The sequence below is a fragment of the Pseudoxanthomonas composti genome (assembly GCF_004122095.1).
Classification (GTDB): domain Bacteria; phylum Pseudomonadota; class Gammaproteobacteria; order Xanthomonadales; family Xanthomonadaceae; genus Pseudoxanthomonas_A; species Pseudoxanthomonas_A composti.
The window spans coordinates 1-22824 of sequence record NZ_SAWZ01000011.1 but is presented as its reverse complement, the minus strand read 5'-3'; the positions used below and the strand labels follow the sequence as shown (position 1 = coordinate 22824).

Annotated in this window: 24 protein-coding genes; 9 read left to right on the top strand and 15 right to left on the bottom strand. The window is 67.0% G+C overall.

Features of this window, described 5'->3' with window-relative positions:
* The first annotated feature begins 449 nt into the window (after positions 1 to 449).
* Positions 450 to 1769 carry an MFS transporter gene (tcuC, locus tag EPA99_RS16365; protein ID WP_164978679.1) on the top strand — a complete coding sequence of 440 codons (1320 nt, stop codon included), beginning with the start codon at positions 450 to 452 and terminating at the stop codon, positions 1767 to 1769.
* An 8-nt stretch (positions 1770 to 1777) separates the two neighbouring features.
* A complete protein-coding gene (locus tag EPA99_RS16360) occupies positions 1778 to 2545 on the top strand; it encodes a substrate-binding domain-containing protein (RefSeq protein WP_241688436.1) in 768 nt (255 codons plus the stop codon).
* Here the strand turns inward: EPA99_RS16360 and EPA99_RS16355 are convergent.
* Positions 2531 to 3439: a LysR family transcriptional regulator gene (locus tag EPA99_RS16355; RefSeq protein WP_129472321.1), complete on the bottom strand. Its 909-nt coding sequence runs from the start codon at positions 3437 to 3439 to the stop codon at positions 2531 to 2533. The two genes, EPA99_RS16360 and EPA99_RS16355, sit on opposite strands and share 15 nt — an antisense overlap.
* Before the next feature lie 214 nt (positions 3440 to 3653).
* Positions 3654 to 4484, bottom strand: coding sequence for an NAD-dependent epimerase/dehydratase family protein (locus EPA99_RS16350; protein WP_129472320.1), 831 nt, complete (start codon positions 4482 to 4484; stop codon positions 3654 to 3656).
* Between EPA99_RS16350 and EPA99_RS16345 the strand changes: the two genes are divergently transcribed.
* The 3 genes from EPA99_RS16345 (at position 4459) to EPA99_RS16335 (ending at position 6665) form a co-directional block, all read left to right on the top strand.
* Positions 4459 to 5379, top strand: coding sequence for a helix-turn-helix domain-containing protein (locus EPA99_RS16345; protein ID WP_129472319.1), 921 nt, complete (start codon positions 4459 to 4461; stop codon positions 5377 to 5379). The two genes, EPA99_RS16350 and EPA99_RS16345, sit on opposite strands and share 26 nt — an antisense overlap.
* A 307-nt stretch (positions 5380 to 5686) precedes the next feature.
* Entirely contained in the window at positions 5687 to 6175 is a 489-nt protein-coding gene (locus EPA99_RS16340) for a pyridoxamine 5'-phosphate oxidase family protein (RefSeq protein WP_129472318.1), read from the top strand.
* Positions 6176 to 6359: 184 nt separating this feature from the next.
* The gene (locus EPA99_RS16335) at positions 6360 to 6665 is read left to right on the top strand and encodes a hypothetical protein (protein ID WP_129472317.1); all 306 of its coding nucleotides are present in this window, start codon (positions 6360 to 6362) and stop codon (positions 6663 to 6665) included.
* A gap of 338 nt (positions 6666 to 7003) precedes the next feature.
* On the opposite strand, the gene glgX is transcribed toward EPA99_RS16335, so the two are convergent.
* Positions 7004 to 9127 (bottom strand): glycogen debranching protein GlgX, encoded by a 2124-nt coding sequence (gene glgX / locus EPA99_RS16330; protein ID WP_129472316.1) that lies wholly within the window; start codon positions 9125 to 9127, stop codon positions 7004 to 7006.
* A gap of 155 nt (positions 9128 to 9282) precedes the next feature.
* A complete protein-coding gene (locus tag EPA99_RS16325) occupies positions 9283 to 9969 on the bottom strand; it encodes a DUF1349 domain-containing protein (RefSeq protein ID WP_129472315.1) in 687 nt (228 codons plus the stop codon).
* 362 nt (positions 9970 to 10331) lie between these two features.
* Between EPA99_RS16325 and EPA99_RS16320 the strand changes: the two genes are divergently transcribed.
* Positions 10332 to 10625, top strand: a complete 294-nt coding sequence (locus EPA99_RS16320) for a hypothetical protein (RefSeq protein ID WP_129472314.1) — start codon at positions 10332 to 10334, stop codon at positions 10623 to 10625.
* 111 nt (positions 10626 to 10736) lie between these two features.
* Here the strand turns inward: EPA99_RS16320 and EPA99_RS19090 are convergent, their stop codons facing one another.
* From EPA99_RS19090 to EPA99_RS16300, 5 genes are all read right to left on the bottom strand, one after another.
* Entirely contained in the window at positions 10737 to 10859 is a 123-nt protein-coding gene (locus EPA99_RS19090; protein WP_277751652.1) for a hypothetical protein, read from the bottom strand.
* A gap of 107 nt (positions 10860 to 10966) precedes the next feature.
* Positions 10967 to 11083: a DUF2474 domain-containing protein gene (locus EPA99_RS16315; RefSeq protein ID WP_129472313.1), complete on the bottom strand. Its 117-nt coding sequence runs from the start codon at positions 11081 to 11083 to the stop codon at positions 10967 to 10969.
* A gap of 1 nt (position 11084) precedes the next feature.
* The gene (gene cydB, locus EPA99_RS16310) at positions 11085 to 12089 is read right to left on the bottom strand and encodes a cytochrome d ubiquinol oxidase subunit II (protein ID WP_129472312.1); all 1005 of its coding nucleotides are present in this window, start codon (positions 12087 to 12089) and stop codon (positions 11085 to 11087) included.
* 1 nt (position 12090) lies between these two features.
* Positions 12091 to 13488 carry a cytochrome ubiquinol oxidase subunit I gene (locus EPA99_RS16305; protein ID WP_129472311.1) on the bottom strand — a complete coding sequence of 466 codons (1398 nt, stop codon included), beginning with the start codon at positions 13486 to 13488 and terminating at the stop codon, positions 12091 to 12093.
* Positions 13488 to 14072, bottom strand: a complete 585-nt coding sequence (locus tag EPA99_RS16300; protein WP_206733788.1) for a GbsR/MarR family transcriptional regulator — start codon at positions 14070 to 14072, stop codon at positions 13488 to 13490. The genes EPA99_RS16305 and EPA99_RS16300 overlap by 1 nt, the downstream gene beginning before the upstream one ends.
* Positions 14073 to 14303: 231 nt before the next feature.
* Here EPA99_RS16300 and EPA99_RS16295 point away from each other — a divergent pair, with 231 nt between their 5' ends.
* The 3 genes from EPA99_RS16295 (at position 14304) to EPA99_RS16285 (ending at position 15424) form a co-directional block, all read left to right on the top strand.
* On the top strand, positions 14304 to 14939 hold the full coding sequence (locus EPA99_RS16295) for a DNA-3-methyladenine glycosylase (protein ID WP_129472310.1): 636 nt from the start codon (positions 14304 to 14306) through the stop codon (positions 14937 to 14939).
* On the top strand, positions 14936 to 15130 hold the full coding sequence (locus EPA99_RS16290) for a hypothetical protein (protein WP_129472309.1): 195 nt from the start codon (positions 14936 to 14938) through the stop codon (positions 15128 to 15130). Before EPA99_RS16295 ends, EPA99_RS16290 begins: the two co-directional genes overlap by 4 nt.
* 123 nt (positions 15131 to 15253) lie before the next feature.
* Positions 15254 to 15424 carry a CsbD family protein gene (locus tag EPA99_RS16285; RefSeq protein ID WP_129472308.1) on the top strand — a complete coding sequence of 57 codons (171 nt, stop codon included), beginning with the start codon at positions 15254 to 15256 and terminating at the stop codon, positions 15422 to 15424.
* 64 nt (positions 15425 to 15488) lie between these two features.
* Here the strand turns inward: EPA99_RS16285 and cho are convergent, their stop codons facing one another.
* The 6 genes from cho to EPA99_RS16255 all read right to left on the bottom strand — a co-directional run bounded on the left by cho (position 15489) and on the right by EPA99_RS16255 (position 22281).
* Positions 15489 to 16346: an excinuclease Cho gene (gene cho, locus EPA99_RS16280; protein ID WP_129472307.1), complete on the bottom strand. Its 858-nt coding sequence runs from the start codon at positions 16344 to 16346 to the stop codon at positions 15489 to 15491.
* Positions 16347 to 16432: 86 nt separating this feature from the next.
* Complete coding sequence (locus EPA99_RS16275) at positions 16433 to 17179, bottom strand: OBAP family protein (protein WP_129472306.1); 747 nt, start codon at positions 17177 to 17179, stop codon at positions 16433 to 16435.
* Positions 17180 to 17521: 342 nt separating this feature from the next.
* Positions 17522 to 20119 (bottom strand): DNA ligase D, encoded by a 2598-nt coding sequence (ligD, locus tag EPA99_RS16270; protein ID WP_129472305.1) that lies wholly within the window; start codon positions 20117 to 20119, stop codon positions 17522 to 17524.
* A gap of 12 nt (positions 20120 to 20131) precedes the next feature.
* Positions 20132 to 20308: a DUF3606 domain-containing protein gene (locus tag EPA99_RS16265; protein ID WP_129472304.1), complete on the bottom strand. Its 177-nt coding sequence runs from the start codon at positions 20306 to 20308 to the stop codon at positions 20132 to 20134.
* A 30-nt stretch (positions 20309 to 20338) separates the two neighbouring features.
* Positions 20339 to 21274 carry a non-homologous end joining protein Ku gene (gene ku / locus EPA99_RS16260; RefSeq protein ID WP_129472303.1) on the bottom strand — a complete coding sequence of 312 codons (936 nt, stop codon included), beginning with the start codon at positions 21272 to 21274 and terminating at the stop codon, positions 20339 to 20341.
* Between the two features lie 101 nt (positions 21275 to 21375).
* Positions 21376 to 22281 carry a manganese catalase family protein gene (locus EPA99_RS16255; RefSeq protein WP_129472302.1) on the bottom strand — a complete coding sequence of 302 codons (906 nt, stop codon included), beginning with the start codon at positions 22279 to 22281 and terminating at the stop codon, positions 21376 to 21378.
* Positions 22282 to 22824 lie beyond the last annotated feature (543 nt).

Sequence of the window (22824 nt, the reverse complement as noted above, 5' to 3'; positions counted from 1 at the left end):
GTCCGCAGAGGGCACGCGCCGCGCCGCTTTCGGCGCGACGAATTTCCAGGCGCTGCTGGAGCAAGACCGCATTGCAGCGCTCACGCCACTTGGCAACATCCGCATCGCTGATGCCCTGAACTGCGGTGTTGTGCCCGTTTCCGGAAGATGCGCCAATGGACGCTTCGCGATCGCCACCCGCCGCGCCCTGACACACGGCAGCAGGCGGCCTGCGATCTAAGACTTTGGTCGTGTCGGTGGCGGGGCGCGGCCGGCGGGCAAGTGTCCGCCCGACGGGTATCGCGGCCCTATCCCCTTGAACCACAAGGAGGCGCGCGACCGAGCGTGACGTGGTGATGCGCCACGTGCATCAGTCGATGAGAAACCGGCAATTATCGCCGCCGAAAGGCGCTTGCAGAATCGATCGCATCTGTCCTTAAGCGCGCCTCGCGCAGATGTCTGGAGATTCCATGCAAGGCCATCGCCATGCGCCGACAGGCGCCCAATCCAAGCTGGGAATGGTGCTGAGGGTGACCTCGGGCAACTTCCTGGAGCAGTTCGACTTCTTCCTCTTCGGCTTCTATGCCACGCAGATCGCGGCGGTGTTCTTTCCCGCTTCCAACGAGTTCGCCTCGCTGATGATGACCTTCGCCGTGTTCGGCGCGGGCTTCCTGATGCGGCCGCTGGGCGCGGTGATCCTCGGTGCCTACATCGACGATGTCGGACGCCGCAAGGGACTGGTCGTCACCCTGGCGATCATGGCCAGCGGCACGGTGCTGATCGTAATGGTGCCGGGCTATGCCAGCATCGGCCTGCTCGCGCCGGCCCTGGTGCTGCTGGGCAGGCTGCTGCAGGGCTTTTCCGCCGGTGCGGAGATGGGCGGGGTGTCGGTGTACCTGGCCGAAATGGCCACCCCGGGCCGGCGTGGCTTCTTCGCCAGCTGGCAGTCGGCCAGCCAGCAGCTGGCCATCGTCGCGGCGGCCGCCATCGGCTATCTGCTCAACCAGCTCATGCCCGCGCAGGACCTGGCGCAGTGGGGCTGGCGCATCCCCTTCGCGGTGGGCTGCGTCATCATTCCCTTCATCTTCCTGCTGCGTCGCAGCCTGGAGGAAACCAAGGAGTTCCAGCAGCGCAAGCATCGCCCGACCATGAAGGGCGTGGTCAGCGGCCTGATGCGCAGCGCCGGCACCGTGGTCGCCGGGATGCTGATGGTGGCCATGACCACCACCGCCTTCTACCTCATCACCGTCTACGCACCGACCTTCGGCAAGACCGTGCTCAAGCTCAGCACCGGCGATGCGCTGATCGTGACCTTGCTGGTGGGCGTGTCCAACTTCATCTGGTTGCCCATCGGCGGCGCGCTGAGCGACCGCTTTGGCCGCAAGCCGCTGCTGCTGGCCATGTCGGCGCTGTGCGCGCTGACGGCCTATCCGGTGCTGTCCTTCCTGGCCAACGCGCCAAGCTTTGCGCACATGCTGCAGGTGCTGCTGTGGCTGTCCTTCATCTACGGCATCTACAACGGCGCGCTGATCCCGGCCCTGACCGAGATCATGCCGGCGCACGTGCGCGTGGCAGGCTTTTCGCTGGCCTACAGCCTGGCCACCGCGTTCTTCGGCGGCTTCACCCCGGCCATTTCGACCTGGCTGATCCATGCCACCGGCGACAAGGGCGCGCCGGCGTACTGGCTGATCCTGGCCGCGTTGTGCGCGCTGGCGGCGACGCTGTACATGTACCGCCGCTATCAGGGCCGGCCGCAACGCGTGGTCGAAGCCGTGGCGGTCGCCAAGTGATCTCGCGCCTGCGCCGCCGCGTCCTGCTGCTGTCGCTGCTGCTCTCGCTGCTGCCAGCGCCCTGCTGGGCACGCGAGCTCACGGTGATGACTTCCGGCGGCTATACCGCCGCCCTGGCCCGCCTGGCACCTGCCTACGGCAAGCAGACCGGCGTCGAGGTGGAAACCGTCCACGGCCCGTCGATGGGCGCTACGCCCCAGTCCATCCCGACCCGCCTGAAGAACGGCGAGCATGCCGACCTGGTCATCATGGTCGGCTCGGCCCTGCAGCAGTTGATCGATCAGGGCCTGGTGGACCCGGCCTCGCGCGTGGAGATCGCCGATTCGCGCATCGGCCTGGTCGTGCGCCATGGTGCGCCCAAGCCGGCGATCGACAGCGTGCAGGCCTTGAAGCAGACCCTGCTGGATGCGCGCTCGGTCGCCTACTCGGACAGCGCCAGTGGCGTGTACATCGAGCGCACGCTGTTCAAGCGCCTGGGCATCGAGCCCCAGATGACGCCCAAGAGCCGCAAGATCGAGCGCATCCCGGTGGCCTCGGTGGTCGCCGATGGGCAGTACCAGCTCGGCTTCCAGCAGGTGGCCGAACTGTTGCCCATCCAGGGTGCGGACTTCGTCGGCCGGATTCCGGAGCAGGTCCAGTCCATCACCCGGTATGCGGCAGGCATTCCGGTAGGCGCCCAGCATCGGCACGAGGCCGAGCAGCTGCTGCGCTACCTGCAATCGCCAGAGGCGGCGGCCATCGCCGAACAGACCGGCCTGGACTCAGTCGCCCGCTGAGTCCAGCCGGGTCTCGCGCAGCAGCTTTTCCAGCTCCAGTGCCGCCGGAGTCAAGGTCCGGCCGCGACGCTTAAGGATGCCCACGTTGCGCGCGACCTCTGGCTCGCGCAAGGGCACCGCGGCCAGCAGCGGATGCGGATCCGGCGGCATGGCGATGGACGGGACCGCCGCGATTCCCACCCCGGCCTCCACCAGCCCAATCAACGTGGTCACGTGCCGGGTCTCGCAGATGCTCGGCTTGTCCGGTGTGAAATCGGCCAGCGCCCGGTCCAGGACCAGGCGATTGCCCGAGCTCTTGTCCAGGGTGATGTAGTCGTGGGTGTAGGCTTCCTTCCACGTCACCGTCTTGCGCCGCGCCAGCGGATGGTCGCGACGACAGGCGATGACGTAGCGCTCCTGCAGCAGCGATTCGAACTCGACCTCAGGCGAGAGATTGCCGCTGAAGCTGACGCCGAAATCGGCATCGCCGGAGGCCACTGCGGCGCTGACATGGCTGGCGCTGCCATCGAACAGGCGGATCCTGATCCGGGGAAAGCGCTGGTGCAGCCCGCTGATCGCGCGCGGCATGAAGAAGTAGGCGGCCGAGGGCACGCAGGCCACGGTCACCGTGCCCATGCGGCTGGATCCAGCATCGCCGATGCTCATCAGCGCCAGGTCGAGGTCGTCGAGCATGCGCTCGACCTGCGGCATGAAGGCGCGCCCCACCGTGGTCAGGCTGACCTGGCGGGTGGTGCGCTCGAACAGCTTCACGTTCAACGCCGACTCCAGCTTGTCGATCCTGCGGCTCAGCGCGGGCTGGGTGATGCGGATCGTTTCGGCCGCGCGGCGGAAGCTTCCGCTTTCGGCCACGGCGCGAAAGGCCTGCAGGTCGTTGAGGTCGAACTTGATGGTCACAGCGCGCGCGCACCAGGGCTGGGCGCGGCATTGATAGCACGTCGTGACGCGCTTGGCACCGTGGCCGCTGGATGTGAGGGCGCGTCCATCGGTTCGCGACCGACAGCGGCTTGGCAAATGAGCACTTCGAACAACCGCTCGCCACAATCAAGCCGCGCGCAGATCGCCTCGTGTCAGAATTGTCCGAGGCCTGAAGCCGGGTCGGCACATGACGCTACAGCGCACCGGCCCGGACCGCATCCTGCAAGCGGGGATAGACCGGCGCGAAGCCCAGGTCTTGCCGCAGTCTGCTGCCATCCATCAGGGCACCGAAGGCCGCGCCGCGCTCGGCCTGCGTTCCGTCCGGGGCGGGTTGGCCCACCGCCGCCATCAGCTCGGAAAACGTCGGCGCGTGATCGTCCACCACGTTGTAGAGCCGGTGCCCGGGTGCCGCGGCCTCCAGCAGCCTGATCACGCTCTGGGCGATGTCCTGGTGATGGGCGATGGACATCCGCAGGTCCGGGGCGAAGCCGCGCGCGAACGCGGCAATCTCCTCGATATGCCGGTCCCCGTCGCCGTAGACGAAGGGAAACCGCAGCACGCGCACATCCAGCTCCGGCATGGCCAACAGCGCGCGTTCGGCCGCCAGCTTGCTCAACGGGTAGGCATCGACCGGCGCGCAGGCGTCGTCCTCGTTCACCAGACGTCCCGGCGAAGGCCCATAGACCAGACCGGTGCTGGCAAAGACGAATCGGCGCGCGCCGGCCTTTCGCGCCGCCTCGGCCAAGTGCCGTGTCCCGTCTTGGTTGGTCGCATGCGCCTGCTGGCTGGTGGCGCCGCGGAAGAAAGCCGCGCAGTGGATCACCGCCTCCATGCCCGCCAGGGCGCGCGCCAGGGAGGCGGCATCCAGCAGATCGCCTGCGGCGATGGACACCTCCGTGCCCAGCATGTCCCGGGCACGCGCGGTATCGCGGACCAGGGCCGTGACCTGATGGCCCTGTGCCAGCAGCCGCCCCAACAGACGACTGCCCACCTTGCCGGTGGCGCCGGTCAACAACAGTTTCATGGCTCGCTCGCTTGCTTGGAAAGCGATGAGCCTAGCCAGGCGCGTCCCGGACGCATTGGAAAAATCGGCCAGCTTGTGCCGGGCGCTGGGCCGGCCACACAATGGCCCGATGCCACTGGCCATCCCGACTCGCCTCACCCTGCGCCAGGGGCTTCCCACGCCGGTCAGCGGGGTCTTCCTGCATCACTGCCAACAGGCGCTGGACCGGGTGGTGATGCCCAGCGCCCACCTGCATGTGGTGGTCCGTGATGGCAGCGGCGGCGTGGAAGCCTACGCGATGGGCGCTCGCCCGCGCGCGCATCGCAAACGCATCCAGGCCGGGCAGCGCACCTTGTTCGTCAGGCTCGCGCCAGGCGCTTCGCGCCGATTGCTCGGTGTCGCGCCGCGCGATCTGCTGGGGCGCGTGGTGGCCCTGGATACGCTGTGGGGATCGGCGGCCTGCGATCGCTTGCTGGGACAGCTCGAGGGGCTGCCAACGCCAGAGGCGGCAGTGCGCGTGCTGGGTGAAGCGCTGGCCGAGCGCGGCGCATGCGTGCGCGCGGCGGAGCGTCAGCCACTGATCCACGCGGCGATGGAATCCCTGCCCTACCAGGACGTGGCGAGCGTCGCGCGCACGCTGGGCGTGAGCGAGCGACACCTGCGGCGGATCTTCCAGGACGAGATCGGGTTGAATCCGAAAGCCTATGCGCGGCTGCAGCGGTTCAAGCAGGCGGTGAGCTCAGCGATCGGGTCGCCGAAGGCGCACTGGGCCGCGATCGCCGCCGATGCGGGCTATTGCGACCAGGCGCATCTGATCGCCGAGTTCCGCGCCATCGCCGGCGTCACGCCGCGCAGGTTCATGCAGGAGTTGGCGCAAGCTGAGGATGTCTCCGAGGGCCTGGGCATGCCTGGCTGAGTGTTGGTCTGCGCTTGTGGGAGCGGCTCTGGGTGGCCTCGGGCCATTAGCCGCGAAGGGGCTTTACCGGAAGGCCCCTTCGCGGCTGAAGCCGCTCCCACAGTGCGGTTGGCGGCGGAATCCTTCGCGGTAAGAACAAGTTGGTCGAGATGTCCTGGTGACATCTTTGCACTGTTCGCCAGCCATCGACGTGCTCCAGCCTTCGACCCTGTGCTTTGTAACTGCTGAACACCTTGCCGGATCGACACACGGATTCGACAGGCGCAGGCCCATGCTCCGGGTCCGACCACCGCATGGAGTCAATGCAATGACCACACCCGACGAGCTCGAAACCGCTTTCTGGAAGGCGCTCAAGTCCGACCGCACCGTGATGCTGGGCCTGGAAGGACTGGAGGACGGCCATACCCGTCCCATGACCGCCATGATCGAAGGTGATGAGAACGGCCCTATCTGGTTCTTCACCGCCACCGACAACGCCATGGTCCAGAAGCTCGGCGGCGGCCACCGCGCCATCGCAGCCTTCGCCTCCAAGGATCACGATGTGTTCGCCAGCATCCGCGGCACGCTCTCGCGCGATGACAATCGCGAGGTGATCGACCGCCTGTGGAACCCCTTCATCGCGGCGTGGTACGAGCAGGGCAAGGACGATCCCAAGCTTGCGCTGCTGCGCCTGGACGCCGAGCAGGCCGAGATCTGGAAGAACGGCTCGAGCCTGGTGGCAGGCCTGAAACTGCTGCTGGGACGCGACCCGAAGAAGGACTACAAGGACCACGTGGCCAAGGTCGACCTGCGTTGACCCCCCTGCGGACCGGCGCCGGACGTGGTTTACGCCCGGCGCGGTCCTGTGTATGCACCGGCCCGACTGGTACAAGCGCGGAGCCGGCCCTCTGCGCGGATGCGACGATATCGTCTCAGCCACCCGCCCTCGCCTGTGATTCCTCGCGCTTCCTCACACCGTCTCGCGCTCCGGCGCGTAAGGTATGAGCAAGGGAACCACGAGGCGCACCATGGACCGGGATGTACAGACCAGGATCTTCCGACACGGCGCTTGCGATGGCCGAACCTACTGGGTGGAAATGTGGGAAGGCGCCGGCGGCGACCTCCATGTACAGCGCATTTCCATCCGCGGCGTCGGTGAATTCAGAGAGCCGTTTGGACCGCTGACCAGTCCACAGGGCGACATCGAGCCGCTGATGGTGGCCGCGCGACGCTTTGTCGAGGGCAGTTTCGGTACCCGCCACGCCCGGGCACGGCCGCCCGCGGACCTGGAACTCGAAGCCGATTAGGACGCCGCCCGTCGAAGCGGCGGGCAGTGGCATTCGCGATCAACCTAAACATCGTCGGCGAAGCGATCGCCCAGCTGCCATGCGGCTGCGCGCCAGCGCTTGGTCTTCACGCCATGCGTCATCCACCAGTGCGCTTGGGCCCTTGCGCGTCATAGGCCGCGCGGGCAGCGGATACCGCGTGGCCACCCTCCCTGTTCAAACGGCGATGCCGGGCCTGATGCTCCAAGCCCCAACCAGCAACTGTGAGAGCGAACGGGCACACGTCTGGCGATGCCCATAACGCCAATGCCAGCAGGCGCACACCGCATTACCAGCCGCGGCGTGCGCCCGGCGTCACATCAGCTCTTGCACTCGAACAGCGTCACACTGCGCGGCGGCGCCAGGAAGTCGGTCGAGCCCTTCGGCACCGAGTTGCGGTCCAGCTCATCGTCGGTGGACAGCACCAGCTTCCAGTGCAGGGGCTGGTCCTCGTCGTCGGGCAGTCGAAAGCTCACGCCTTCGTGGTAGGCGTTGATCAGGATCAGCAAGGTGGCATCGTGCGCATGCTCGCGCACTCCCGAGGCCTGGGCCTTGCCTTCCAGCACCAGTCCCACCGAGCGCGCGCCGGCATCGGACCAGTCCTCATCGCGCATTTCATCGCCGCTGGGGTTGAGCCAGGTCAGATCCTTCAACCCCGCCTGCTCGTTGTACTGCCCGTTGAGAAAGCGTCCGCGGGTCAGGATGGGGTATTGCTTGCGCACCTGGGTGAGCTGGCGCACGAAGTCCGCCAGGCGCCCTTCGGTGGGATCGTTGTGCCAGTCGATCCAGGTGATCTCGTTGTCCTGGCAATAGGTGTTGTTGTTGCCGCCCTGGGTCTGCGCGCGCTCGTCGCCGGCCAGCATCATCGGCGTGCCCTGCGCCAGCAGCAGGGTGGCAAGCAGGTTCTTCATCTGCCGCTCGCGCAAGGCCAGGATGCCCGCATCGTCGGTCTCGCCTTCGACCCCGTAGTTGCAGGAGGAGTCGTGGTCGGAGCCGTCGCGGTTGTCCTCGCCGTTGGCCTGGTTGTGCTTGTCGTTGTAGCTGACCAGGTCGCGCAGGGTGAAGCCATCATGGGCGGTGATGAAATTGACCGAGGACCAGGGCCGACGCCCGCGACGGTCGAATAGGTCGGCCGAGCCGGTGAAGCGCGTGGCGAACTCGGCCAGCTTGCCTTCGTCGCCCTTCCAGAAGCTGCGCGCGTTGTCGCGGAACTTGTCGTTCCACTCGGCCCAGCCCGGCGGGAAGTGGCCGACCTGGTAGCCACCCGGGCCGCAGTCCCACGGCTCGGCGATCAGCTTGACCTGCGACAGCAACGGGTCCTGCCCGCACGCGTCCAGGAACCCGTTGCGCTGGTCGAAGCCGGTGGGCTCGCGCCCCAGGATGGTGGCCAGGTCGAAGCGGAAGCCGTCCACGTGCATCTCACCGGCCCAGTAGCGCAGCGAGTCGTTGACGAACTGGATGACGCGGAAGTTGCTCAGGTTGAGCGTGTTGCCCGTGCCGGTGTCGTTGATGTAGTAGCGCTTGTCTTCGGCCAGGCGGTAATAGCTGGCGTTGTCGATGCCCTTGAAGGACAGCGTGGGCCCCATCTCGTTGCCTTCGGCGGTGTGGTTGTAGACCACATCCAGGATCACCTCCAGGCCCTGGCGGTGCATGGCCTTGACCATGTCGCGGAACTCGTCGCGATGCCCCGAGGACAGATAGCGCGACTTCAGCGCGAAGAAGGCCAGCGTGTTGTAGCCCCAGTAATTGCGCAGGTTCTTGTCCTGCAGGTACTGGTCGTCCAGGTAGCCGTGTACCGGCAGCAGCTCAACCGCGCTGACCCCCAGCGACTTGATGTAGGACAGCACCGGCTCCTGGGCGAGCCCTGCGAAGGTGCCGCGCAGTTCCTCGGGCACGTCATCGCGGCGCATGGTGATGCCACGCACGTGGGTCTCGTAGATGAAGCTCTCGCTCCACGGCGTCAGCAGGCGCTGGTCATCGCCCCAATCGTAATCGTCCTGGACCACCACGGCCTTGGGCATGAACGGGGCGCTGTCGCGCTCATCGAAGCTCAGGTCGCCATCGGGATGGCCCACGGTATAGCCGTAGAGTTCATCAGCCCAGGTCAGGTCGCCGTCGATCTCGCGCGCGTACGGGTCCAGCAGCAGCTTGTGGTGATTGAACCGATGCCCCTGCTCCGGCGCGTACGGGCCGTGCACGCGGTAGCCATAGCGCTGGCCAGGCTTCACGTCGGGCAGATAGCCGTGCCAGATCTCGTTGGTGTATTCGGGCAGCTCGATGCGCTCCTCGGTGCCGGCCTCGTCGAACAGGCACAGCTCCACCTTGGTGGCATGGGCACTGAACAGCGCGAAGTTGGTGCCGTTTCCGTCGTAGGTGGCGCCACGCGGGAAGGGGCGCCCCTCCCGGACTCGGGACGGGGTGGTGTATTTGGCGGTATCGCGCATTGGGGGGGGCTCGCAGGCTCGCCAAGCGCGGAATTGCGTCTTGGGGGTGCCGCAGCTTCCGATTGATGCTGTGCACGGCGTGTGCACCTTGGCGATGCGGGCACACGCCCGCGATCGCGCACCTGTCCCTATGCGCCCGATACGCGCGCCGGGCCTCAGCTCAGGTCGTGCAGCTCCTTGCCCAGCACCGGCCCCAACTGCCAATCGGAAAAGCGCACCTTCAGCCCCTGGCGCTCGGGCGTACACGTCATCGGGCCGGCGAGATAGTGGTCGGCCTCGGGGAACGGGCACAGTCGCATCAACGGCCAGTGCTTTCCATCGGCCGAGACCTGCAGGCGCAGCACGCCCTTGGCCACCGTGGCGCGGATCCAGAAATCGGCCGGGTCGCCCTCGTAGGGGCCGGTGGCCCAATCGGACCTGCCGTCGGTAAGCACGCTGCTCAACATCGCCCGGCCATCGCTCAGCTCGATCCCGGCCTTGACCCATTGGCGCGGGTTGAGGCGGATCATCAGGCCCGCCTGGTCGTACAGCGCCTGGAACTGTCCGCGGATCCGCAGCTGGCAGGTGAAGGCCGCCGCGGTCTTCATGCCCAGGAAGTGCCCGCTGTCGCGCGTGAACCCGTAGTGCGTCTCGCGCCAGAAGTCGGTGGCCTTGTCGGTCACCACCTCCAGCGCATCGCCCTCCACCACGCGATGGGTCGCGGGCGGATTGAGCCAGGTGCCCTGCGTCCAGGCGCTCTGGCGTTCCTCCGCGCCGGCGGCGAGGACCACGCTGCCCGCGGCCAGCTGGCCCAAGGCGGTGCGTCGCCCGATATCCACTGATGTGGTGTCCTTGATGGCCATGGATCCTCCCGGAGCGGCAGCCTGCAGTGACCGAATGCCACAGGGTACCCGCCTTGCCGCGCACGCGCCTGTGCGCGCCAGGACGAGGTGGCGGGCTTTACGTCCCGCCGCCGGACGATGGCAGCTGCGTGCGGGGATGCAGGGGCTGCAGGTCCTGCATCGCCGTCGGCATCACTCACTACCCGCCACGCCCACACAGGGCCCAGCGCAGGCTTGCGAAGGCATGATTTGGCTTCCGCCCCTCTAACCCCCTTCTCCGACTGCAAGTCGGCGCCGTATGCGCGGCACGGGGGCCATCCACTGCAAAACGCTCACGAGCGCCCGGCTAGTCTCGTGCCCCTCCGTGGTGCCGGCCCGTACTCATGAAAGACGACGAACGCTTGTCACTTGCCGACACCACGCGCGCCCTGGCCGAGCTGCAGGCCCTGGTCCTGGCCCAGGGGGCGATGCTCGATACGCTCATCGCCACCCACCCATACCCGGTCGAGTTCCGGGAAGCATGGGACCAGCGGGTCTCGGCGGTGCTGGCGCAATCGCTGCAGACCTCCGCCGCGCGGCTTGCCGATGGCGAGCAGATGCGGGTATTGAGCCCGCTGAGCCACCAGCTGCAGGAACTCACCGAAAAGGTGCTTCGACGCGCGCCGCGGGAGCCTTGAGGGCGGCTCCTGGGGTCTAGAAGGTGCTGGCCTCTATCCAGATATGGCCGTGCAGCATTCGACGAGAAAGGCGTTGACAGCCGCTGCAATGTGTCTACGCCGCAGACTTGGCTAGCGCGCGTTGCGCCCCAGCCGCACCATGCGCCGGTAGTTGGCCACCACGTCGTGCACCACGATGGCGGCGATCCCGAGGATCAGGCCAACGCCGATCGTGGCGGCAACGGTGAGAAACATGGAGTTGTGCACGAAACCGGTTCCAGGCGAGTCGGCCTCAGGCTACCGACGGCCGTGTCAACGCCAGGACAAGACGCGGTGCACGCCCGGAAGGCAGGCCGCGTCCCTCACCCCTTGAGCCAGAAGCGGATCACGCTCGCCACCGCCCCCAGGGCGAGCACGCTGGCCAGCCAGATGGCGACCATCCAGCCCAGTCGCTGCCAGAGCGGCGCCTGCCTGTCCATGTCAGTGGTACCCCTCGGTTCCCACCTTGCCGCGGAAGACCCAGTACGACCAGCTGGTGTACAGGACGATGACCGGGATGATGATGGCCGTGCCGACCAGCAGGAAGACCTGGCTTTCCCTGGGAACGGCCGCCTCCCAGATGGTGACCGCGCCAGGGACTACGTAGGGAAAGACGCTGATCAGCAGCCCGATGAAGCCCAGCAGGAACAACCCCAGCGCCATCAGGAACGGCAAACGCTCCCGCCCTTTGCGCAGCCCGCGCAGCAGCAGGACCATGGCGATGATGGTCAGCAGCGGCACCTGGGCGGTCAGCAGCACGCTGGGGAACTCCAGCCAGCGTCGGGCGTACTCCAGGTTGAGGAGGGGCGTGGCGGCGCTGACCACGGCGATGGCCAGCAGCATGATCCAGGCCAGGCGTCCGGCCATCCTGCGCGCATGCTGCTGCGCCGTGCCTTCCACCTTGCCGAACAACCAGGTCGCACCCAGCAGCGCGTAGCCGATCAGCAGCGCCGCCCCGGTCAGCAGCGAGAACGGGCTCAGCCAGTCCAGCCAGCCGCCGGCATAGGCGCCCTGCTCGACATGGATGCCCTGCAGGATGGCGCCCAGCATCACCCCTTGCGAGAAGGTGGCCACCACCGAGCCGATGCAGAAGGCCCAGTCCCAGAACGCGCGATGCGCCGGGTCGCGCCAGCGGAACTCGAAGGCCACGCCGCGAAAGACCAGGCCCAGCAGCATGGCGATCACCAGCGGGTAAGTGGCCGGCAGCACGATGGCGTAGGCGATGGGAAAGGCGGCCATCAGCCCGCCGCCGCCCATGACCAGCCAGGTCTCGTTGCCATCCCACACCGGCGCGATCGAGTTCATCGCCTGGTCGCGTTCCTCGCCCACGGCGAAGGTGGGGAACAGGATGCCGATGCCCAGGTCGAAGCCGTCCATGACCACGTAGGCGAACACGGCCAGGGCAATGATGCCGGCCCAGATCAAGGTCAGATCCAGCGCTTCCATGTCAGTGCTCCTTGACGTTGGCGTCGACCGCCGCGGCGGGCGTGATGCCGGCCGCGCGCTGTGGCACACGCGGCGGCGCCGGCTCGTGCGGCTGCGGTGGCTTGGCCATCAGGCGCAGGATGTAATAGGTGCCGGCACCGAAGGCGAAGAAATACACCACCACGAAGGCCAGCAGGGACACGGCCAAGGCCGAGGCATCCAGCGGCGAGGCCGAATCGGCCGTGCGCATCAGCCCATACACCGTGAACGGCTGGCGCCCGACTTCGGTGGTCACCCATCCGGCGATGACCGCAACGAAACCGGCCGGGCCCATGGCTACCGCCGCCCGATGCAGCAGCGCCCATTCGTACAGCTTCCTGCGATAGCGGGCCAGCAGTCCGAACAGGCCCAGCGCCAGCATCGCCATGCCCAGGCCGACCATGATGCGGAAGGACCAGAACACGACCGGCACCGGCGGCCACAGCTCCTTGGGGAAATCGGTCAGGCCCTGCAGCGGGGCGTTCGGATCGTGCTTGAGGATCAGCGAGCCGACCTTGGGGATGGCGACCTCATAGCGCACCCTGCCCTGCTCGCTGTCGGGCAGGCCGAACAGGATCAATGGCGCCCCGTCCGGACTGGGCCGGTAGTCGCCTTCCATCGCCAGCACCTTGGCAGGTTGGCGCTCCAGCGTATTCAGGCCGTGGGCATCGCCGGCCAGGATCTGGATCGGGGCGCTCACCGCCAGCATCCACATGGCCATGGAGAACATCTTGCGCGCGCCGGGATTGCTGCGGTCGCGCAGCAGGTGCCACGCGCCCACCGCGCCCACCACCAGCGAGGTGGTCAGGAAGGCGGCGATGACCGTATGCACCAGGCGATACGGGAAGCTCGGGTTGAACACGATGGGCCACCATGACCCCGCGGGGACGAACTGCCCGGCCTCGTTGATGGCGTAGCCGGCCGGGGTCTGCATCCAGCTGTTCACGCTGAGGATCCAGGTCGCCGAGATCAGGGTGCCCAGGGCGACCATGCAGGTGGCGAAGAAATGCAGCCGCGGCCCTACCTTGTTGATGCCGAATAGCATCACCCCCAGGAAGCCGGCTTCCAGGAAGAAGGCGGTCATCACCTCGTAGGCCATCAGCGGGCCGATGATGGGCCCGGCCTTGGCCGAGAACACCGACCAGTTGGTCCCGAACTGGTAGGACATCACGATCCCGGAGACCACGCCCATGCCGAAGACCACGGCGAAGATCTTCAACCAGTAGCGATAGAGGTTGGCGTACAGACCGCTGCCGGTCTTCAGCCACAGCCCCTCCAGCACCATCAGGTAGCTGGCCAGGCCAATGGAGAAGGCCGGGAAGATGAAGTGGAAGGAGACGGTAAAGGCGAACTGCGCTCTGGCAAGCAACAAGGCATCCATCAGGGGCTCCTATCGACCGGCTTGGCGCGCGCGGCGCTCTTCAACAGACTCACCTTGCCCTTGAGCTCGAACACGCGCGACACGCCCCGGCCCAGGTTGAGCAGCTGCCGCAGGCTGGTGTCGTCCAGTTTCTGGATATCGTCGCTCCACAGGGTCAACAGCTCGATGAAATCGTGCATCTCGCGCATCTTGAGCTGTGCATGTTTTTCCTCGGCCCCGGCAGGGCGCTCCAGCAGGACGTCGCGCAGCAGGGTCAGCGTGGGGTCGATCTCGCGGCGGCGCCGCTCCTCGATCAGGGTGCGCGCGATCTGCCAGACATCGCTGGGCGTTTCGATGTACTCGCGCCTGTCGCCGGGCAGGTGGCGCTTGCGGATCAGCCGCCAGGAATCCAGTTCCTTCAGCCCCATGCTCACGTTCGAGCGCGACATCGACAGCGTGTCGGCGATTTCATCCCCGGTTAGCGGGCGGTCTGACAAGAACAGCAGGGCGTAGATCTGGCCCACGGTCCTGTTGATGCCCCACCTGCTTCCCATTTCCCCGAAATGCAGCACGAAGCGCTGGATGGAGGACGGTAGTGATTCCACTTGAACATCCTGATCGTTCAGTAATTTCTGAACGCATTGTACATCTGGTCGCGCCCCACGTGTCCAGGGCCATCGCGCCGGCTCGCCTGCCGATGCCGGGCCTCCCCGGGCGTGGCCGAGCCGGGGCCGCCCCAGCCAGGCCGGTGGGCGTGCAGGCGGGCGTTCGCATCCCGGGATCTTCGGCGCGCCCGCCGGGCAGCGCCGGGGCGTTCAGACGGACATGGGGCCTGCATGCAGCGTGATGATTTGAACTGGCTGACGCTGCCGCGCGACTTCTACCGACGCCACCCCACGCTGGTGGCGCCCGAGCTGCTGAACAAGCTGCTGGTCAAAGACGATGGACGTGCAGGCAGGATCGTCGAGGTGGAGGCCTACGCCGGCACGGAGGATCCGGCCGCCCATTCGTTCCGTGGCCCCACCCCCCGCACCGCCACGATGTTCGGCGAGCCGGGGCACCTGTACGTGTACTTCTCCTATGGCATGCACTGGGGCGCCAATGCCGTGTGCGGCGATGCCGGCCAGGGCTGGGGTGTGTTGCTGCGCGCCATCGAGCCAGTGGCGGGCCTGGAGCGCATCCGCCAGGCCCGGCCAGGCGTGGACAAGCTGCAGGCGCTGGGCAGTGGCCCGGGGCGGCTATCGCAGGCCCTGGGGATCACCAAGGCGCTGGATGGCGCCGACCTGGTGACCGGCGACCGTGGCATCCGCATCGTCAGCGATGGGATGCCGCCGGCAGTCGAGCCTGCCATCGGGCCGCGGATCGGCATCAGCAAAGCCATCGATTTCCCGTGGCGCTGGCATGTGCCAGACCACCCACATGTTTCCCGACGCCCTGCTCCGCGCGTGCGACCGCGCAAGGATTTGCCATGACGCCCCTGGACAAACCGCTGCGACGCGAGCTGGTGATCGAAGAGACCGCTTACACACTCACCATCGATCCCGAAGGGCTACGGCTGGTGCCCAAGGGCAAGCGCAAGGGGCTGGCGCTTGCCTGGAAGGACCTGGTCAGTGGCGATGCCGCGATCGCGGCCGCCTTGCAGGCCTCGCTGCGCTCGCCCTAGCGCAGCTGAGCTTTCCGCCGGATAAACGTCGATGGGACAGCGTGCATGCTTTTCACTCGGACCACACTGCGGCGCGCGCACCTTGGCCCCGCCCGTACCGGGCTTCAACTTTCGGAGTCAGCTGTGGACAAGAATCGCATCGAAGGCGCCAAGAATCAGGTCAAGGGCACTGCCAAGGAAGTCGCTGGCAAGGTGACCGGCAACAAGAGCCAGGAAGTGGAAGGCAAGTTGCAGAAGGGCGCTGGCAAGGTCCAAAGCGAAGTGGGCAAGGCACGCGACAACGCACGCCACTGAATGCGCCTGCGTGCCGCGGCCCGCGGAGGTGGGTCGCGGTACGGCGCACGCGTTTGGAAAAGACTCAGAGCACGCTGACCTCGTGCAGCCCCGACTCGATCGCGGCCTTGATGATCTTGTAGGAATCGCGGTCGAAACCCGCCGATGCACCCGCCAACTCACCGGCCTGCGCCAAGGCTGGAACGCTGCCCAGGTACTGCCACGCATCGAGCACGTGGAACTGCTGCAGCCCCTCGCCCTGCTCCCGCAGCGCAATCGCGCCAGGAAACGGCCAGGTCGACAGCTCCAGGCGGATCAAGGCCGAACGCAGGCGCTCTTCATGCGCCTCCAGCGGCTCCTCGCCGTAGCAGGCGCCCGCGCACCGCTTGAGCATGGCGCGAAAGCAGGGACGCCCGGCAATGTGACGCTCGATTCCCACCAACCCGTAACAGAGCCGATGCGTATCGGCCAGCCGCCGTAGCGTCTTGCGTGCCGATTGTGGGCTGGAGTAGAGCCCGAACAGCATCGGCGAGGCGGTGACGTCGCATTCGGCCGAATGCGCAATGGAGACCTCACCCCGGTAGAGCCGGATCGAGAACTGCCGCGGCACCTTGCGCAGCAGCTTGTTGTACAGGGGCGACTGCCGCTTCACCAGCTGCGCCTCCAGCAGCCGCGCCCCGATATCGCCGGCCATTTCGACATGGCTTACCGCCGTGGTCTGGCGCAACAGCGAGGCCTCCTCCGGCGTGCGGCAGTGGTCCATGACCCGCTGGCGAATATTGATGCTCTTGCCGATGTAGAGCGGCAGCGACCCGTGCCTGCCGTGAAAGGTGTAGACGCCGGGCGACCTGGGCAGGGCATCGACGCAATCGCGCAGGTGGGATGGATAGGCGTATTCGAGGACATCGGCAGCGCGGCGGGCGCGCTTGGCACGGCTGGGCATGGCGGACTTGCGAAACTTCAGGGCGAACTGGCACGGGCAGCCTGTCCCACGCCCGTCTCAAGCCCTGCGACAGCGACAGGCCGCGCCTATGGCGTGTGCTCGTGCGGCGCGCCGGTGGGATCGCCGAGCTGCACCGGCGCCTGGCGCTGCCAGTGGTCGGCGCCTTCCACGATCTGCGGGACCGGGATGTCCTGGCGTTCCTGGCGGTTCTGCTCGCTGGAAACCTGCATGCGCCGGTCGCGCGCGGCCACCATGTCCGCGCGGGCCTGTCCGTCGGCGGTGAAGCCCATCATCAGCTGCGGCACGCCGGTGGGCAGGGATTTCTTGCGATCCGTATGCCAGGTGTGCCAGGTCTTGCCATAGGTGCTGACCAGTTTTTCCATCAACCGGTGCTCGGCCAGCTTGGGGATGCCCGGGGCGATGAGCTGGCCGGACTTCACCTCGTGGACATGGCTGTGCCAGAACGTGCGCTCGGCCGCCGGCAGCGTCTTGAAGAGTTTCTCGCTGACGATGTACTCCACGCCCATGAGCTTGGCCTGGCCGACGTTGCCATCGTAGATCACGCACTGGATCAGATCCTCGTTGAGGATGGCGCAGTAGTGATGCGCCTCCATTTGCCCCTCGGGCGTACCGTTGTAGAAGTGGAACCCATCCAGATAGGCGTTGAGCGCTTCCACCGGCGGGCGGTCCTGGAGCGCGGCCGCGCCAGCCTCCAGCACAGCGGTGTCGGCCTGCGCCTTGCCGCCGGGGGCCCGCACCTGGGAAGGCGAATCATCGCCACCGCAGGCGGACAGGCAGCAGGCGGCAATGAGGGGGACTGCGGGGATCTTCATGAGGCGCTCCTTCGAACAGGCGCCAGGGAAACACACAGCGGCGTTACGTCCGCGCCGATGCGCGCGCGCACTTCGTGCAAGACCTTCGCTGTGCCATTGCGCCAAGGATGGCGCGTGGCGTGGACACCCTGGCGCCGCCATGGGCGCGCGGCGTCCGCGATCCCCTGTGGGAGCCGCTTCAGCCGCGAAGGGACCTCCCGGTAAAGTCCCTTCGCGGCTGAAGCCGCTCCCACGAAAGCGTTTGGCGTCAGTCGGAGTTCAATGGCGCGGCAAGCCCGCGATGGCACGCACCAGGACCTTGTCCCAGCGACACCCGGTTCCTTGCACGCTTACGCCAGCGCCCTACTCGCTATCGGCCCAGCGGGCCAGGTTCTGCTTCAGCATCGAGATGCCCTCCCACGGATCCTTGCGGCGGCGCTTGAGCTTGGCGGGCACGTCCTTGAGGGTGAAGGCATCGGCGCGCTTGAGCTTGCCCAGCTCGCTCCAGGACAACGGCATGGCCACCGGCGCGCCGGGCCGTCCGCGCAGCGAGTAGGACGCCACAGCGGTAGCGCCGCGCCCGTTGCGCAGGTAGTCCACGAAGATCCGCCCCTTGCGCAGGCGCTTGGTCGCGGTGGACACGAAGCGGTCCGGCGACTGCTGCGCCAGCGCATCGGCGAACCCCTTGGCAAAGCGCTTGGTCAGGTCCCAGTCGCACCCCGGGTTCAGCGGCACCACCACGTGCAGGCCCTTGCCGCCGGACACCCGCAGGAAGGACTGCAGTTCCAGCTGCTCCAGGAGCTTGCGGATTTCCACGGCCGCGCGCTTGACCTCGTCGAAGGACACGCCCGGCCCCGGATCCAGGTCGAACACCACCCGGTCGGCGCGATCCGGCGCCTCGGCGTGGCTGCCCCAGGGGTGGAACTCCAGCGCGTTGAATTGCACCAGCTCCAGCAGGCTGGCGGGGTCGCGCACCACCAGGTAGTGCGCGTTGACGCCGCTGTCCTCCTTCAGGCGCACCGAGTCCACCAGCTCCAGGCCCGCGGTGTGGTGCTTCTGGAAGAAGCAGGGCCGCCCGGTGCCGGCCGGACAGCGGATGATGGACAAGGGGCGGTCGATCACCTCCGGCAGCAGGTGATCCATCACGGCCTCGTAGTAGTTCCACACGTCCTGCTTGGTGATCTTGTCGTCCGGGAACAACAGCTTGCCGGGCGATGACAGCGGCGGTGGCTGCCGCGCGGCGGGCGCTGCCTTGCTGCCGGCCTTGCGCGCCGGAGCCGACTGTTTGGCCTTGGTGGCCGCGGTGCCTTTCTTCGCGGCCGTCGCGGCCGCTGCCGGCTTGGCCCGGCGCTGGCGCGGGCCCTGGTCCGAGTCGGCCAGGTCGCCCACGTCCTTGTCCGGCCTGACGGTCTTGAACGAGGCCTGCCGCAACAGCGACTGGCCACCGATGCCACGCGAGTGCACTTCCACTACGAACCTGGGCGCGAACCAGATGGCCGAGCGCAGGTCGGTGTCGTTCTCCGGCACGTACACCGAAGGCGTCTTGCTGCCCGGCTTGCCCAGCCTTTCGCTGAGGGCCTGGATCGTTTCGTCGTTGAAGCCGGACCCCACGCGCCCGGCATAGCGCCAGCCATGCTGCGCGTCGGGGCGCGCCAGCAGCAGCGAGCCGAACCCGCTGCGGCTGCCTTTCGGTGCGGTGTAGCCGACCACGGCGAACTCATCGGTGGCCAGCAGCTTGGTCTTGCGCCACTCATCGCTCCTGCCGCCCTGATAGGCGCGATCGCCCCGCTTGGAGATGATGCCTTCGAAGTCGCGCTCGGCCGCGAGCCGGTAGGCCGCGTCGCCATCGGCCTGGATATGCGAGCTGAAGGCCAGGTGCGCGGCGTCGGCATCGTCCAGCAGTTGCTTGAGCAGGGCCTTGCGCTCCAGCAACGGCGCATCGGCGATATCCACCCCGTCCACGTGCAGCAGATCGAACAGCGCATAGGCCAGCGTGCCCTGGCGCTCGCCGGACAAGGTGGCCTGCAACAGGTTGAAGTCCTCGCGGCTGCCGCTGCCAGCGATCAGCTCGCCATCCAGCGCGCCCGAACGCAGTCCCAGGGCGGCCACCGCGTTGCGAATCTCGGGAATCTTGTCGGTCCACTCCAGGGCATTGCGCGACCACAGCCGAACCTGGCCCTCGGCCACGGTGGCCAGGATCCGGTAGCCATCCCACTTGATCTCGTGGATCCACTGCTCGCCCGCAGGCGGCTGCTGCCCGAGCCTTGCCAGCTGTGGCGAGAACGGACCGTCCGGCGCCTTGGCGCGCTTGGCATGCGGCAAGGCCGAAGCTTTGGCGCCCCAGTCCTTGCGGCGCTTCCTGCGCGGGACCGAGACTTGCTTCAGGCCGCGCTTGTCCGGCTTGCCACTGCCGGCGCGCTTGAGGTCCGCCGCCGGTGGCTGGGTGACATCGCCCAGCAAATCGTCCGCTTCCACCTTGCTGGCGAAGGCATCCTCGTCCTTGAACAGCAGCCACTGCGGCTGCCTGGCGGCCTTGCCGGAGCGCACCAGGTGCCAGCCGCCCTTGAGCTTGTCGCCGAACAGCTCGAAGCGCAGGTGCCCCTTGGCCAGCTGCGCCTCCGGATCGCCGGTGGTGGCCCAGACCCCGCGGTCGAACTGCGCCACGTGTCCGCCACCGTATTGCCCCTTGGGAATCTCGCCTTCGAACTCGGCGTAGTCCACCGGGTGGTCCTCCACTTCCACCGCCATGCGCTTGACCTTGGGATCGTAGCTGGGCCCCTTGGGCACCGCCCAGCTCTTCAACGCATCACCGATCTGCAGGCGGAAGTCGTAGTGCCGGCGGCTGGCATGGTGCAGCTGCACCACGAAGATCGCCCGCCGGCCCTTGGGCAGGGCCTTGCCGGGCTCGGGCTCCCGGGTGCTGTCGAAGCTGCGCTTGCGGCGGTATTCGGTCAACGACATGGCGCGGTGAACCTATTTCCCGAGGTGCCGGCGCACCGCGTCGGCGCTGGTCCCCGCCGCGCGCACAGCTTCGCGCAGCTCGTCGGCGCTGACGCCCAGGGCCTTGGTCCAGTACTGCAGCTCGTAGTCTTCGTTGACGTTGATGCGGTCGCGGTCCGGCGCGCCGGTCTTGGCCTTGTCATCGCTCATGGCGGTCTCCTTCGATGGTGGGTTGGACGCTCAGGCCGACTTGCGCACGGCCTTCTTTGCCGAGGTCTTCTTGGTGGTCGATTTCTTGGCCGCCTTCTTGGTCGTGGCCTTCTTGGCGGCCTTGGTGGGCTTGCTGGCGGTCTTGACCGGCGTGCCCTTGGCGGGGGTGCGCTTGTTGGTTTCCAGGCTCTTCTGCAGCAGCGACATGAAGTCCACCACGTTGGTGGTCGAATCCTCGTGCTGGGCGGGCTCCTCGAACTTGGTCGTGGCGCCGGCCTGCTTCATGCGTTTCTTGATGATGTCCGACAGGCGCTCGCGGAACTCGTCCTGGTAGTCGTCCGGTGTCCATTCGGAGGTCATGCTGTCGATGAGCTGCGTGGCCATCTCCAGCTCCTTGGGCGTGACGCGGTAGCTGGCCGTGTCGCCCTGCGGCAACTTGTACTCCTCCGGCGAGACCAGCTCCTGCGGATAGCGCAGCAGGATCATGATCAGCGCATCGCCCTCGGGCATGACCGCACAGATGTATTCGCGCGTGCGGATCACCACCCGCGCGATGCCGACCTTGCCGGTCTGCTTGAGCGTCTCGCGCAGCAGCACGTAGCCCTTCTCCGCCTTCTTGCCCGGCACCAGGATGTAGGGCTTCTCGAAGAAGCGCAGGCCGATGCTGGCGGCATCCACGAACGCCTCCACGTCGATCGATTCGTGGGTCTCCGGCGCGGCCGCGGCGATGTCTTCCTTTTCGATCACCACATAGCTGCCCTTGTCGTACTCGAAGGCCTTGACGATGTCCTTCCACGGCACTTCCTCGCCGGTGTCCGCATTGACGCGCTCGTAACGGATCGGCTTCTTGTCGCGCGCATCGAGCATGCGCAGGCTCAGGTCCATGCGCCGCTCGCCAGACATCAGCGACACCGGCACGTTCAACAGCCCGAACGACAGCGACCCACTCCAGATTGGCCTGGCCATTCAATTCACCCCGCGGGAAACTGCCGCCGTTGTAGCGCCGGCGTCATCGCCCAGGTGTGAACGAAAAGGGGCAGCCATGCCGCCCCTGACTCGCGCGTCCATCAAGGCTCGGCCGGCCCCTTCTTGGTGGCACCGGCGCCCGGCCCTGCGCCCAGGTCGGCACCGGTGGTCGGATCGCCGGTGGGGTCCGAGGCGGTACGCAGTGCGAAGGCCTCCAGCGCGGCCTGTTGCTGCGCGGTCAGCACGACGCTCGCCGAGCCGTCGCCGCCATCCACCGCCGACTGCGCCTCGCGGTCGTCGATGACCTCCCACTGCGCGCCCTGGTTCCACGGCCCGCGCGCGTTGCCCACATCGCCCTGGGACATGTCGAAGTACAGGTCGGTGAAGGCCGGATCGCCCGGCATCTTGCCCGGCGGGAAGTTGTCCTTGATCGCGTACAAGGCCTTTTCGAAGGACTTCTGGTGCGCCACTTCGCGCGTCATCAGGAAGGTCAGCGCATCCTTGATGCCCGGATCGTCGGTGACGCCGATCAGGCGCTCATACACCATCTTGGCGCGCGCCTCGGCGGCGATGTTGGAACGCAGGTCCGCGGTGGGTTCACCGATGGTGTCGATGTAGGCCGCCGTCCACGGCACGCCGCTGGAATTCACCAGGGCCGGACCATTGCCATAAAGGATGGCTTCGGTCTGGCTGGTGCTGTTGCCGGTGAGGAAGCGCATGTCGGCCGTTTCCACCATGCCCTCGGCCAGCTCACCCTTGGCGCCCTTGTTGAGCATGGTGATGATGGAGCCGATGATCTCCAGGTGGCTCAACTCTTCGGTAGCGATGTCGTAGAGCATGTCCTTGCGGCCCGGATCGTCCTCGGCCAGCGCCTGGGTGAAGTAGCGCATCGCAGCCGCAAGCTCGCCCTGTGGGCCACCGAATTGCTCCAGCATGAGCGTGGCCAACTGAGGATTGGGTGCGGCGACGTGGACGGTGTACTGCAGCCGCTTGTTGTGCATGAACATGTGTGCCTGGCTCCTTTCTTGCTCGGTGTCCCCTGTGGGACACGACGCTAGGCGCGACGGCGTAAATCGATGTCAGGCGCATGTTGTGATCGCCTCCCGGATCGTTACGCCGTGCACTTCTTGCACGAAGCGTGTGCGTGCAGCTTCGCAGCGGTCGTTCCGGAACACCGGTCTCGTCGGCGCGGTTCGTGGGCGCGATTCGCTTGGTGGACAAGCTTCGCGTTGTCTACCCCACGTAGGGTGGATGACGCTCTTCCATCCACCACCGCGACGAATCGACCGAAGCGCGCACGCCCTCACCTTAGTCGTCCGCCAAAGCCCCGGTGGCCAAGCTTCGCGTTGCCCACCCTACGCAGGGTGGATGGCGCTCTTCCATCCACCATCGCCGCGCATCGACCGAAGCGCGCGCGTGCCATCACCTCAGTCGTCCGCCGAAGCCCCGGTGGGCAAGCTTCGCGTTGCCCACCCTACGTAGGGTGGATGGCGCTCTTCCATCCACCCTACGTAGGGTGGATGGCGCTCTTCCATCCACCATCGCGGCGC

What these genes read in the sequence shown, in the direction of transcription:
- EPA99_RS16295 (WP_129472310.1), top strand. Translation starts at nt 14,304, where the DNA reads ATGCAGCGTGATGATTTGAACTGGCTGACGCTGCCGCGCGACTTCTAC.
- ku (WP_129472303.1), bottom strand. Translation starts at nt 21,274, where the DNA reads ATGGCCAGGCCAATCTGGAGTGGGTCGCTGTCGTTCGGGCTGTTGAAC.
- cydB (WP_129472312.1), bottom strand. Translation starts at nt 12,089, where the DNA reads ATGGAAGCGCTGGATCTGACCTTGATCTGGGCCGGCATCATTGCCCTG.
- EPA99_RS16315 (WP_129472313.1), bottom strand. Translation starts at nt 11,083, where the DNA reads ATGGACAGGCAGGCGCCGCTCTGGCAGCGACTGGGCTGGATGGTCGCC.
- EPA99_RS16265 (WP_129472304.1), bottom strand. Translation starts at nt 20,308, where the DNA reads ATGAGCGATGACAAGGCCAAGACCGGCGCGCCGGACCGCGACCGCATC.
- ligD (WP_129472305.1), bottom strand. Translation starts at nt 20,119, where the DNA reads ATGTCGTTGACCGAATACCGCCGCAAGCGCAGCTTCGACAGCACCCGG.
- EPA99_RS16335 (WP_129472317.1), top strand. Translation starts at nt 6,360, where the DNA reads ATGAGCAAGGGAACCACGAGGCGCACCATGGACCGGGATGTACAGACC.
- glgX (WP_129472316.1), bottom strand. Translation starts at nt 9,127, where the DNA reads ATGCGCGATACCGCCAAATACACCACCCCGTCCCGAGTCCGGGAGGGG.
- EPA99_RS16255 (WP_129472302.1), bottom strand. Translation starts at nt 22,281, where the DNA reads ATGTTCATGCACAACAAGCGGCTGCAGTACACCGTCCACGTCGCCGCA.
- EPA99_RS16325 (WP_129472315.1), bottom strand. Translation starts at nt 9,969, where the DNA reads ATGGCCATCAAGGACACCACATCAGTGGATATCGGGCGACGCACCGCC.
- tcuC (WP_164978679.1), top strand. Translation starts at nt 450, where the DNA reads ATGCAAGGCCATCGCCATGCGCCGACAGGCGCCCAATCCAAGCTGGGA.
- EPA99_RS16290 (WP_129472309.1), top strand. Translation starts at nt 14,936, where the DNA reads ATGACGCCCCTGGACAAACCGCTGCGACGCGAGCTGGTGATCGAAGAG.
- EPA99_RS19090 (WP_277751652.1), bottom strand. Translation starts at nt 10,859, where the DNA reads ATGTTTCTCACCGTTGCCGCCACGATCGGCGTTGGCCTGATCCTCGGG.
- EPA99_RS16275 (WP_129472306.1), bottom strand. Translation starts at nt 17,179, where the DNA reads ATGAAGATCCCCGCAGTCCCCCTCATTGCCGCCTGCTGCCTGTCCGCC.
- EPA99_RS16340 (WP_129472318.1), top strand. Translation starts at nt 5,687, where the DNA reads ATGACCACACCCGACGAGCTCGAAACCGCTTTCTGGAAGGCGCTCAAG.
- cho (WP_129472307.1), bottom strand. Translation starts at nt 16,346, where the DNA reads ATGCCCAGCCGTGCCAAGCGCGCCCGCCGCGCTGCCGATGTCCTCGAA.
- EPA99_RS16305 (WP_129472311.1), bottom strand. Translation starts at nt 13,488, where the DNA reads ATGGATGCCTTGTTGCTTGCCAGAGCGCAGTTCGCCTTTACCGTCTCC.
- EPA99_RS16320 (WP_129472314.1), top strand. Translation starts at nt 10,332, where the DNA reads ATGAAAGACGACGAACGCTTGTCACTTGCCGACACCACGCGCGCCCTG.
- EPA99_RS16350 (WP_129472320.1), bottom strand. Translation starts at nt 4,484, where the DNA reads ATGAAACTGTTGTTGACCGGCGCCACCGGCAAGGTGGGCAGTCGTCTG.